Origin of the sequence: Sulfurimonas crateris, assembly GCF_005217605.1 — a bacterium.
Taxonomy (GTDB): Bacteria; Campylobacterota; Campylobacteria; order Campylobacterales; family Sulfurimonadaceae; genus Sulfurimonas; species Sulfurimonas crateris.
The window spans coordinates 130,456-142,626 of the sequence record NZ_SZPX01000005.1 but is presented as its reverse complement, the minus strand read 5'-3'; the positions used below and the strand labels follow the sequence as shown (position 1 = coordinate 142,626).

The 12,171-nt window shown below is 40.1% G+C and carries 11 protein-coding genes; 3 read left to right on the top strand and 8 right to left on the bottom strand.

The window, feature by feature from the left end; genetic code table 11:
* Positions 1 to 64: 64 nt before the first annotated feature.
* Genes FCU45_RS07410 through FCU45_RS07400 form a run of 3 tightly spaced genes read left to right on the top strand, consistent with a single transcriptional unit; the run spans position 65 to position 3,888 of the window.
* Positions 65 to 877: an SDR family oxidoreductase gene (locus FCU45_RS07410; RefSeq protein WP_137013861.1), complete on the top strand. Its 813-nt coding sequence runs from the start codon at positions 65 to 67 to the stop codon at positions 875 to 877.
* A gap of 3 nt (positions 878 to 880) precedes the next feature.
* Positions 881 to 2,071, top strand: coding sequence for a cytochrome-c peroxidase (locus FCU45_RS07405; RefSeq protein WP_137013859.1), 1,191 nt, complete (start codon positions 881 to 883; stop codon positions 2,069 to 2,071).
* Positions 2,068 to 3,888, top strand: a complete 1,821-nt coding sequence (locus tag FCU45_RS07400; protein WP_137013857.1) for a multiheme c-type cytochrome — start codon at positions 2,068 to 2,070, stop codon at positions 3,886 to 3,888. Before FCU45_RS07405 ends, FCU45_RS07400 begins: the two co-directional genes overlap by 4 nt.
* A 177-nt stretch (positions 3,889 to 4,065) precedes the next feature.
* Here the strand turns inward: FCU45_RS07400 and FCU45_RS07395 are convergent, their stop codons facing one another.
* The 8 genes from FCU45_RS07395 to FCU45_RS07360 all read right to left on the bottom strand — a co-directional run bounded on the left by FCU45_RS07395 (position 4,066) and on the right by FCU45_RS07360 (position 12,136).
* The gene (locus FCU45_RS07395) at positions 4,066 to 4,860 is read right to left on the bottom strand and encodes a class I SAM-dependent methyltransferase (protein ID WP_137013855.1); all 795 of its coding nucleotides are present in this window, start codon (positions 4,858 to 4,860) and stop codon (positions 4,066 to 4,068) included.
* A gap of 247 nt (positions 4,861 to 5,107) precedes the next feature.
* Positions 5,108 to 5,326, bottom strand: a complete 219-nt coding sequence (locus tag FCU45_RS07390; protein ID WP_137013853.1) for a molybdopterin biosynthesis protein MoeB — start codon at positions 5,324 to 5,326, stop codon at positions 5,108 to 5,110.
* An 8-nt stretch (positions 5,327 to 5,334) separates the two neighbouring features.
* Entirely contained in the window at positions 5,335 to 6,066 is a 732-nt protein-coding gene (locus tag FCU45_RS07385; RefSeq protein WP_137013851.1) for a thiamine biosynthesis protein ThiG, read from the bottom strand.
* 12 nt (positions 6,067 to 6,078) lie between these two features.
* Positions 6,079 to 8,034: a TonB-dependent receptor plug domain-containing protein gene (locus FCU45_RS07380; protein WP_137013849.1), complete on the bottom strand. Its 1,956-nt coding sequence runs from the start codon at positions 8,032 to 8,034 to the stop codon at positions 6,079 to 6,081.
* A 25-nt stretch (positions 8,035 to 8,059) separates the two neighbouring features.
* Entirely contained in the window at positions 8,060 to 8,473 is a 414-nt protein-coding gene (locus FCU45_RS07375; protein ID WP_137013847.1) for a TOBE domain-containing protein, read from the bottom strand.
* Positions 8,474 to 8,484: 11 nt separating this feature from the next.
* Positions 8,485 to 9,483 carry an LLM class flavin-dependent oxidoreductase gene (locus FCU45_RS07370; protein ID WP_137013845.1) on the bottom strand — a complete coding sequence of 333 codons (999 nt, stop codon included), beginning with the start codon at positions 9,481 to 9,483 and terminating at the stop codon, positions 8,485 to 8,487.
* Entirely contained in the window at positions 9,467 to 11,470 is a 2,004-nt protein-coding gene (locus FCU45_RS07365; protein ID WP_137013843.1) for a TonB-dependent receptor, read from the bottom strand. Before FCU45_RS07365 ends, FCU45_RS07370 begins: the two co-directional genes overlap by 17 nt.
* A 15-nt stretch (positions 11,471 to 11,485) precedes the next feature.
* Positions 11,486 to 12,136 carry a class I SAM-dependent methyltransferase gene (locus FCU45_RS07360; RefSeq protein ID WP_137013841.1) on the bottom strand — a complete coding sequence of 217 codons (651 nt, stop codon included), beginning with the start codon at positions 12,134 to 12,136 and terminating at the stop codon, positions 11,486 to 11,488.
* Positions 12,137 to 12,171 lie beyond the last annotated feature (35 nt).

Here is a 12,171-nt window from a genome sequence, read left to right as displayed (position 1 = left end):
TGTTCTATGTCATTGTTTGACACCCTTTTTTTGCATATACTAAGTGTAAAAAAAGGAGCAGATAATGTCAAAAGTAGTTCTAATCACGGGTGCCTCGTCAGGAATGGGTGCACTTAGCGCAAAACTTCTTTCCGATAACGGATACACGGTTTATGCAGGTACGAGAGATGAGGGCGCGTCTCCTGGAGATGGCAGTCTCAAAAATATCTACATAGACGTTACAAAAACCGACACGATCAAAAAAGCTATCAACACTATCATTACAAACGAGGGAAAGATAGATGTCCTTGTTAACAATGCGGGCTACGGTCTGCTCTCTACATTGGAGGACGGAACTGACGAGGAGATATTTAATCAGTTTGACGTAAATGTATTTGGACTTATAAAAACTACCAGAGAAGTTCTTCCGCACATGAGAGAAGCAAAGAGCGGAGTTATCATAAACATCAGTTCGTTTTTGGGCAAGATGGGCTTACCGCTGCTTTCACACTATAACGCTTCAAAATATGCGGTAGAGGGGATAGTGGACTCTCTTAGATTTGAGACACTCCCTTTTGGCATACGTGTTCACTCTATCCAGTCAGGGCTCTTTGGCACGAACTTCGTAAAAAAAGGTCTTATTGCCAACGCAAAGACGACAAGCGAAGAGTCTCCATATAAAGAGGTCGTGGCTCATTTCGTTCCTATCGTTGCAAAAGCTATCAACGAAGGACCTTCGCCTCAGCCTATAGCCGATGCTATCAAGATGATAATAGAGAATGAAAATGCCCCGATCGCCGTTCCTGTTGGAGTAGAAGCTACAACATTTGTTCCTCTTAGAAAAGAGCTTAGCGATGAAGCATTTGAGCAAAAAGTAAAAGAGACTTTTGGCATATAGAGCATGAAAAAGTTTCTCTTAACCATAGTCGCCATTTTTTTTACGGTTGTTATAACAGTTCTTTTGTTAGCAGTTTTAACGACTGAAAAAGAGATAAAAGAGTACAGCGACAATGAGCTAAGAGAGATGGCTCTAAGCAAAGGGCACGGCTCTTTCCCATCTACCTACGAGAAGCTTTTAGAGCTTGTAGATGATGCTTCCAACCCTATGAGTTATGAAAAGATAGCTTTGGGTGAAGAGCTCTTCTTCGATACAAACCTCTCAAAAAACAGACTTACAAGTTGTGCCACATGCCACTCGTTTGATCGGGACCTTCAAAACAGGGGCGCGATGCTTAAGATGCTCTCCCAAAAAGATACAAAGATAAGTGATTGCGCGGCCTGCCATCTGCAGGACCAGAGCGGCGTGGACAGATTTACCTTCGCTCAAGGCGATTCGGGAGCGATGCATCCATACCTTTTAAATACTCAAAGTATCTTCAACGTCGGTTTTGCCAAGTATTATACATGGAGCGGCGAGGTTGGCAGCATCAAAGAGCAGGCGATGAACTCCTTTGAGGCTTACTACAAGATGAACATAAAACCTCAGGAGCTTCTGATCAGGCTAAATGAGAGCGCAAAGTACAGGGAGATGTTTGATAAGGCGTTTGATGATGGTCTGTCGTTTGAAAATGCGGCAAAAGCGATAGAGACCTATGTCAAAACATTGGTCACCAGAGCGCCTTACGACAGGTTTTTGGAGGGCGATAACGATGCCATAAGCGATGAGGCAAAGAGAGGTCTGGCAAATTTTATAAGTTTTGGATGCAAAGGGTGTCACAACGGGGTGACTTTCGGCGGGCAGACTATTCAGCGTTTTCCGCTTAGAGAGTTTGCCCATGTCTATGACATAGAGCCAAACTTTGAGATACTCCCACAGATAAAGAGGCTTGACAGAGAGTTTCCATTTGAGAACAGCGGCGGATTTTTGGGAAAAGATCAAGAACATCTCTTCCGCGTTCCCATACTTAGAAACGTAACAAAAACATCCCCCTATTTTCATAACGGAGCCGTTGCAAAGATAAGAGAGGCGGTAGATGTCATGGCAAAACATCAGCTGGGGCGCAACTTGACTCTGAGCCAGATAGATGAGATAGTGGCATTTTTAAGAACCTTAGAGGGTGAGATCGTAGATTATAAAAAGGAGCAAAAATGAGAAGACTCTTTGTGAAAATTGCTCTTTTTATGATGTTTGTAAGCGGTATTTTGATGTATGAACTATTTGAGCTCTCTTGGGAGAACTTCAGGATCGTTCAGCCTCTTCATATAGCAGGCTCTATCATGATAATGCTCTTTTTTATGGACTCGTTCATACATAAACACATCCGCAGATACTTCTTTATAAAAAAGATAAACAGCACGGAGGGGTGGCTTCTTCTTTTGGCTTTTGTTTTGGTCACACTTAGCGGTGTTTATCTCTTTTTTCTCGGTAACCGCGGCGGAGATATGCTTGGGATAGTCTCCTTTAACACTCATCTCTACGGTTCGCTCGCTTTAGCGGCTCTGTTTCTGTGGCATATCATAAGAGCAAAGAGTCAAAACGCACAGTCGCTTGCTCTGCTTAGTGCTGTGTTACTTGCATATCCATCTATTTCATACAGCAAGGTCACGGAGCTCTCTCTTTTGGAGATAGAGGAGAAAAGAGAGGCTTATCACAGCGAGGATTGGACTTCCTCGGCAAAATGCAAATCGTGTCACAGTGAGATATTTGAGCAGTGGAGCAACTCAAACCACAAACATATTGCAGGCTCGAACCCTTACTATATGGTCATGGAGACGCTTGCAGGAGAAGTCGAAGGGCAGGAGTTTCGCAAATGGTGTATGGGGTGTCACAACCCAAGTGCTCTCTCGGTTGGACTTGGTAAAAGCACGCACGCTATGGATGGTAACTTTGTAAGTAATGAGCATTTTGAAAAGGGCGCAAAAACACTTCTTGCGGATTTTAAAGAGCATGATAACTTCAGGCTTGAAGAGGGTGTCTCATGCATCACGTGCCATCAGATAACTGATACTTCAAGCAGAGGAAACGCATCTTTTAGGGTCTCTTTAGATAGGCAGAAGTACGCATTTGAGGATTCCAGTTCGGATCTGGGGCGCTGGTTTAGCGAAAAACTTATCAACGCAAACCCTCAAGTGCATAAAGAGAGCTACTCAAAAGAGTTTTATAATGAGAGCCGCTACTGCGCTTCGTGTCATGATGAGTTTCACCCGCAAAACGGCATAAAGATAGTATCTACGTTCGAGGAGTGGAAGAAGTCGCCGTTTAACAACCCAAATGATAAAACTAAACACAAAACTTGCGTAGATTGCCACATGACCTACTTAGAAGATGGAAAATTTGCACCTCTAAAGGGTGTTTCAACTGATGGCGGTGTTCTCAAGGATGATGTTAAAGTTCACTACTTTGCAGGCTCGAACCACTTTCTGGCAGGGCTTAGAGACAAAGAGCATGAAGAGCAGACCCTGCAGCTGCTAAGAAGTTCGGCAAAGCTTGATGTAGATATAAAAGATGGAGTCTTGGAAGTAGGTGTTAAAAATATCGGTGCAGGGCATCATCTCCCTACGGGTGTTGCTGATTTTAGGGAGCTGTGGCTTGAAGTTGAGGTCAAGGACAGAGAGGGCAAGGTCATCCTCTCAAGCGGGAAACTCAAAGATGACGGCAATATAGAGGATGGAAGCAGACTCTTTCAAAAAGTCTTCGGCGATGAGAACTCCAAACCTGTCGGGCTCTTCTTTTGGAAGTATAAAACACTTTTAAGCGATACGAGAATACCCGCAGGAGAGAGAAGAGTCGAGAAGTTTGAACTGCCAAAAGGCACAGAAAAATTTCTACATGTAAATGTGAAACTAAACTTCAGAATCTACCCGCAGTGGGTGACTGATGCCGTAAGAAAAGTCTTTCCCGTTCTTTTAGACCCGAATGTTGTTGAGCTTGCAAGTGCGCAAATAGAGTTTAAGCAAGAGTCTTATTAGTTATTTTTCTGATGGCATCAGCTCTTTTTTCAGACCACATAAGATGGCAAAATGATTTTGATGCAGCGTTGTTTAAAGCAAAAACACAGAAGAAAGAGATACTGCTTTTGCTCTTAAAAAGTCTTTGAAATCCACTTTACGTCTTCCAAAGAGCTTTATTATCTGTGTAAATATAGATTATTTTTCACAACTCCATGCTACAAATGCCCAAAAAGTCGGTTTTATAGAATCTTGTCTATTTTCTACATATAGCTCAAAGTACTCTTTTGCTTTTTCTTGTTGTTCATCATCTAAAGAACCCAGACTCCAGATTAAAGATGTTACAAATTCATCGGCATTTGAGTATTTTACGCTTGCGTCTTTTGTTGCTATGTAGTCTATTTTAGGTAGATAGCCCTCTTTATAAAGCAGTATCGGGATATACCAGAAATCAGGTTTTGTTATGATTTTTTTCCCTATATAATCCAATATATCCATATCAACAAAACTGCCGCCTGTTTTGTAGGTAAGATAGCATGCCTTTTTTGCATGAGATGACATTTTTGATAACGCATCTTCGAGATCTAGAACTTCAATACTCCTTGAAGCAACGACAATATCTACCTGTGGCAGGTGACTCCAATCATCTTCCCAGCCGATATGGTAAGTCGTGATATTCTTTACTCCCTCTCGCGCGGCATAAGCTTCAAGCTGCTCTAGCATCTGTGATGAAAAATCTATGGCTATAACATGTTTGACTTTTTTCGCAAGCGGAATTGCCAAAGTCCCCGGTCCGCAGCCGATATCTAGCACCGTGTCCTCTTTTGATATATTCATGCGGGATATAAAATCTTCAACATACTCTGATTTTTGCATTCTCGGAGCCATCTCTTTTGATTTGTTATCCCAATCACCGCTGTTTTTACCTTTAAAAACAGTTTTTTGTTTATGCTCTTTATACATACGGGCAAAATCAATCGGTTCTAAAAACATTTTTCTTCCTTTATTTTTTTTCTTTTTCGGTTGCCTAAATATAACTAAATAGTACAAATTGACAACTTCTTTTTTAAGCCTGTTTTTTCTCAAATAGATATGAAAAAAGACAAACAGGACAAAAATAACTCCGGCACTTACATGTAGAGGATCTGCTGCATAATGAGAGTGTAAGAGATAACCGCTAGAGACTGCAACAACAACAGATATGCTCATCAGCAAAACTATAGCCAAGTTCAATATAGCTTTAACTCTCATATATACCTTTTTTCATGCATATAAAACTATCGCTGCACCATCTTCTAAAAAGGCAGTTGTAACAAGAGTTTTTTTCAGTTGAAGTGATTAACTCATCTTCATCTTTATCCAGTACAAAATTTTCGCATAGAGCTGCAGACTCTATGGCTTTATCATAATTTTTTTTGCCATATTTAAAAACAAAACTATTATCTCTTTTATAAAACATGCAAACCATCAGTAATCAAGCAGATCTTCTTTAACAAGAGGCTTGTAAAAACCTCCGTATTCTTCAAGAAGCAAAACTGATTTATGGTCAATATATACTCCTTTTAGATACTCGTTTATCACAATATGGTGGTTTTTATCGGCTGTTTTGCCATGTTTTAATCTTACTTCCTCAAATAAACCCTTTTCTAACAGCTCTGAGACGGCAATACTCTTTTTACCAAGTTTTATCTTACCTTTTATGCGGCCGTCATTTCCGTATGCTCTTAGAGCAACTCCCGCTAAAGCACCGATTATACCGTTGCCTTTGTTCTTTACCTCTTTTAAAAAAAGTTTTTGTGCAGCCGCCGTTTCATAGGCACTCTCTTTGGTTAAAACTATTTTTTTCGCATCAAGACCATAAGCAATAAGCGCATCTCTATTGCAAATATCTCTCTCAAATCCCATGCACACTCCGGGCGATGAAGAGGGTGCACTTTTGTCTGCAACATATGAGAGTATAAAATTTTTGACTTGCTCAAATGTTTCTAAATCAAGCTCACATGTAAAACACATGGAGCTGTTATGAGAGGTGTAGGGAATCCTCTCATCAAGCAAGAGCTGATGGCGCGATATAGGTGTTGTACGAGAGTGATTTTTATCGATATGCTCTCTAATATCTTCACAAATTTCTCCCGTGGATGTATAGTATCCTACCTCGTCCGTATCGTCTATGGCTATATATACTTTATGTTTGTTCATAAGAGTTTCTTTTTAAAACTTATACTCTAAAGAGGCAAAAAATTCTCGTCCTGCCATAGGATATGCCATGTCGTAGCGAACGAGTTCGTCTGTTAGATTTTTCACGCCAATCTCTGCCGTTAAAGTTTTTGTCGGCTCATAAATCGCTTTCAAATCAAAAGTTGTGAAGCTAGGGGTTGTGACATAGCTGCCGTCTAGCTTATTTTCATAAGCACCGTTGCGATACTTTGCGTTTGCATAAATAGAAAAACCTCCCCCGATTTCTTGTTGTGCGTAAGCAAAAATCTGGTGTTTTGGAACATCCACTATCTCAACACCGCTATTTTCTTTATCTTTGATGCTTATGTAGGTGTAGTTACCCCCGACATCCAAAGTATCTCTCTTGTAGTTGAGTTCTAGTTCAACGCCTCTATGATCGAATGTTCCTACATTTTGGTTTTGCTCCAATCCTGTTGGAATATGAATGACACTTTGAATCGCATCCTCAACTCTTGTGTAGAAAAGATTAGTGCGACCTATAAATGCACCAAAGTGTTTTTGATAGCTTAACTCATAGTGTGTTGAGATTTCATTTTCCAAATCAGGATTTGGAACATAGGAGTTAAATTTACGAGAGTATCTATCTTTCATGGACGGCATATATGTTTTTCTTGATACGCTAAACTTAGCTTTTGAACTCTTATCCGGTGAGTAGATAATCGCCGCTTGCGGACTAAAAGAGTCTTGTGTCTCAAGAGCTAACATGTCAAGATAAGCCGTATTTGTGTCAAAAATTTCATCGGCAGTTCTTCTGTCATAACTTACACCGCCTACAAGTTCCCATTGTGATGAGAGTGTGTATGTGTCTTCCAAACCGACTGAAATGGTGTGATCTTCATATCTTTCAAGAAGAGTCTCGGCATCCGTTGTTGTGTCTATATCGTAGCCACGATGCACATCTTTTTTGTAGTTTACGGCAGCTTTTAAGAAGTTGTTTCCTAGCTCAACTCCATACTCAAGACGAGCTCCGTAGCTGTAGTCGTCATATTTGCTTTTCCATTGAAGTGACGAAAATGTTGCATCATTGTAAGACCAAAGAGAGTTTTTGCTTTTGTCATAATACGCCAAAGCTTTTATATAACTGTTTTCAAAGTTTTTTTGCCCCGTAATAGAGATAGTCTCTTTATCCCAATATGGCCAATCCCAATTTTTGTTTTTTGCAAAGGTCGTATCTGTTACAGGAGGCTGTTGTTTTTCGCCCTGCTGATTTACATAAGAGATTGCTATTTCGCTCTTATCGTCTGCCACATAACCGGCTTTAAGACTTACTTTTTTATCCTCATTTTCACTTTTTAGCCTATCGCCTTCTGGTTGAGTAGCAGTAGCTTCATAGTCATCGCTGATTCTAAAATGGTCTTGTTTACTGTAAGAAGCACCAAGCTGCGCATAAAAATTTCCCTGTTTTGTACCTAAGTTGACACTCTCTACATGTCGAGCCATTTTTGCATCAGAATCTAAAACAATCTTACCTTTGACATTGCCTTCAAACTCTTTTGTCGGTTTTCTTGAAACAATATTTACAACACCGCCCATAGTATTTCCACCGTAAATTACAGATGAATACCCTTTTGAAACATCGATAGAACCGATGTCTGTGGTTAAAAATCTACCGTAATCAAAATTGCCGTCATAAGGCACATAAACGGGGATACCGTCTATAAAAACACCCACTCTTTTTGCATCAAATCCTCTGATGTAAAGAGTCGATTCGCCGCGGCCGCCTTGTACGTCTTGATTTACGCCGCTTAGGTTGTCCAATGCTTCACTTACCGTATCCGAGCTGTTTTGTGAAATCTCCTCCGGCGATATACTCTGCTCAAACAGATTTATATCTTTTGCATTATCTTGAACACTCACCTGCCCAAGCGTAAAACTCTCCGCTAGGAGCATAGATGTCGCTATAGATATACCCAATATACTTTTTTTCATTTTTTCTCCTTTTTTTTATCGTATTTCAAGCTACTAAAATGACGCTTGAAGCTTTAAAAATCGCATATACGGTATCGTTTGTTTTGATATCTAAATCTTTTATAGCATCGTTAGTTACGATAGCACAGAGTTTTTTCTCGCCTACAGAGAGTTTTACTTCACTGTTTATGGCACCCGTTATAACTTCTGAAACTTTTGCTTCTATGTTGTTTCTAGCAGTTGCTTTTAGTTTCTCTTTGCTAAGAACAACAAAAGAAGATTTTATAAGAGCAGATACGCCTGAGCCTATTTCAAGCCCTAAAGAGTCTCTTGCATCATTTGTAATCGTTGCACAAATACTCACGCTCGGTGAAACTTTTACGACTATCTCGCTCATCACTCCGCCACTCTTTACTTCTGTTACTGTTCCGCTTAACTCGTTTCTTGCACTTGTTTTCATTTTCTTTTCCTTTAAATTTTTGGTTTGATTTTTTGGCTAAATATTTTTAGCATTCCTGTTGTTGTGTTGCTCTCACTTGAGGCAACTTTTAGTGTTAAATGCAGATTTTTTATCCTCCTTTTTATATTTAAAATATGTTCAATACAATCATCAACGCTACCGACAATAGCAGCTTCCATAAAAGTTTTTGCATCGAAAAAAGCGTATCTTTGAGCTAAAAGTTCATTATAATTTGCTTTGTTAAATTTTGGTTGTGCTCCTTTGGCTTTAACGGCTCTCATGGACTTTACAAAGTGATCAGTTGCCGGCAATGCTATCTCTTTTGCTTCTTCTTTTGTGTCTGCTACTGCAAACACTCTCATAAGCACTGTTTGTGGGTAAAACCCTGCTATATTTTTATAACTCTCTTGCGCTTCTTCACATGCATCAAGTGTTGTACCTTGAGAAAACATTAGCCCATAGCCGTTGTGTGCGGCAAATGCGATTGTCTCTTTGGTTGCAAAAGTTGCTATAAAAGTAGGAATTTTTTCTTGAAGCGGTTTTGGTTGAAACTGCTCATCTTTGTAGAGTTTTTGCTCTATATCTTTTACATTTGCATAAAGTTCATCTCTAAGAGTGTCGGAGTTTTTGTTAAAGTACTCCAAATCAAGAGCAAACCCGCCTTTGGCAAACCCTGCATTGATTCTGCCGTTTGAGAGGTTGTCAAGTGTGGCTATCTCTTCGGCTAATCTTGTAGTGTTATAAAACGGTGTCAAAAATGCAGCCGTCCCGATACGGATACTCTTGGTTTTTGCTGCCAAATTAGCCATCATGAGAGATGGATTTGGGATAACGCTAAAAGAGTTAAAGTGGTGCTCCCCAAACCACACTTCATCAAAACCTAACTCTTCTGCGTAACATGCCGTCTCAATATCATTTAAGATAGTGTTATGGGCATCATCGTGGAAGTTTTCAGTAAGTAAAAAAATACCGAGTTTAATGCCGTCTTGATTATTAAAACTTAAATGCATAAGATGCGCCTATCACTCTTCCTTGATCTTCAAAGCCAAATATAGTTACATAGTTGTCATCCGTAAGATTTCTGCTATATACGCTAAACTTGGCATCGTTTCCAAGCAGTTGATGGTTGTAATCTAAAGAGAGATTAATAGAGATAAAATCCCCTACATCATGGTACTCTTTGTCAATCGTAAAAAAGTTTGACTCATAAGTGCTTATGTATTTACCGGAAAAGTTTAGAGCATAGTCTCCGATTTTCTTCTGTAACATTGCCGATACGGTGTGTTTTGGTATCTCGTTGTCTTTTACATCTGCCGTGGCATAGGCGTAGCTAAAAGAGTAATAAAGTTCTTTATCCGTACCCTCAAAACCTAGTTCACCGCCGTATCTTTTTTGGTCTATTTGATTAAAAACTATGTACGGATCAGCATTTGTTCCCAAATAAATAGGCGATTTGATATTTTTATTGTCGTATAAAAATAGATTTAAAGTGGGACTGAAATATTTGTTTATTCTTTTTTTGAGTCCCACTTCGTATCTATAGCTTTCTTCGTCTTGCATATCTGAGCCGTCGGCACTCAAAGCGTCGTCGGGAGTCCCAGAAGTTAAATACGCAAATCTTGCACTACCCTCTAAGTTGTCGTCGAACTTATAAATCGCCCCTAGGGATAAAGCTATAGATGATTTTGCCCATTGATCTTCTATAATTGAGAGTTCTGCATTGTTTAGTTTTGTGACATTTCCTGCCAATACAGAGTTTGGATCATACCTCTCTACAGAAGAATCTATATGTTTTCTATCAACTCTAAAAGACTCGTCAATGGTGAGTCTGTTATTGTCAAACGAGTGTGAAGCATGTATAAAAGCGCCGTAGATTTGCTCTTTTCTCTCATACCCTTCATAAAATAGCTCTCCGTCTGGAGCATCATAAAACATTGCCTGTGCACCAAACTTTAGCGTGGTATCCGCTATCTTCATGGCATGCCTTAAATCTATAGAATCCGTACTCTGCGTTCCTGTAAAGTAGATATTAGGGGCAGTTGCAGTAGATGGGTTCGTTCTATCAAGATCTTGACTCCATGTCGCTTTTGTATGCGAAAGCTGTAAGGTTGTTTTATTGTTTTGGTTAAAATCTTTCTCAAGTATGGCAGAAATAAACTCATTTTCTACAGGCTTGTATTTCCACTCTGAAGCCGTTACCGAGCTAAGCGGGTCGGTCGCTTTTTGTGTCTCTTTATCCGCATTGGAATAGTATGCACTTATTGTTGCACTAAAGCCCTCATCTATATAACCGCTTCTGACAAATACGCTGCCTCTCTCCTCAGCGGTATTGAAATCGTCTCTTCCATCGGTAAAATAACCACTTAAACTTGCCAGATAAAATATTTTGTCGTTTATGCCTCCATAGCTTATATCTGCGATTTTTGTGTTGAAGCTCTCATAAGCAAATTTTGCCGAACCGCCGTCTCTTTTTGGAAGCTTTGTCTTTATGACGATATACCCCAAAGTCGGGGAGCCGTTTGGAGTTCCAAAACCTGCAATTGGTCCAAGGGTAAGCGCACTCGCATCCCTGATGACCTCAATAGACTCTATAACATCCATACTTAAAGATTCCATCATTCTTAGCGATGACATAGGGGCTAGAAGAGCGCCGTCTAGTATTACGCCAAATGCCGCGGCACTATAGATGTTGGGGCTGCCTCTAAAGGTTATGATAGCCGAGTTTTTTCGCCCTTGAAACTGAATATTCGCACCAGCGGTCATATTGATGGCTTCAAATACATTTTTAGGGTTTGCTATCTCTATCTCTTCCTCGGTAAGCTTGTCTATCGTAAGCTTTGAAGTCTCCGGAGCACTGAATGCTTCATTTTGCATAGGTGCTTTAAGGCCGCCTTCTTGCGTAACCTCTACTTTTTGCAAACCGTAACTCTCGTTTGCAAAAGCATACATGTTCATACTTGCTATTAAAGCCAAACTTAAAACTATTCTTTTATTCATCTTATCTTTCCTTGTTTATTTTGTTATTAAAACCCACCAGCCGCTCTCATCGTCGATTATGGTGTGTGATGTTGGATTAAGTTTTTCCATTATCTGAGGCAGTGCTTCTCGCTCTGCTTTGATTCTATCTTTGAATGAGTCTCTCCAGTCGGGTTTATCTTTGCTCATGTGGGCGGTTATCTGCTCCTTTAGCTCTTTTGTGCCAAATCCGCCGCCTATATAAGCATGTCCCCCGACTTTTAAAACCCTCAATATTTCGCCGTACGCTCTATGCCAATCATCCCAAAACGGTGATGAGCCACGGCTGATAACTATATCTACGGAGTCATTCTCCATCTCTACGCTGTGTATATCCCCCTCTAAAAAATCGCTTTTGTGTAAAATATTTTCTTCGTCTGCATACTTTTTTGCTAAATCTAGCATCTGGCTTGATTGATCAAAAAAAGTTACATGTAGATCCGTAATAGCGGCTATCGCACGCCCCAATGCCCCCGTGCCACATCCTGCATCTAGACATCTGCCTGATGTTGTGAGTGTTTTTGCCACTATTTGCTGTGCAATAACAGGGTAGATCGGTGCAAACACTTCACGCACGATTCGGTCAAAACTTTGAGGGTTTGATCCGCCTTTATGCTCTTTGGTTTGGCTGTTTTTATCTTTACCCATCGCTTTATCTCCTTTACTTTGTTATATCATTGTTC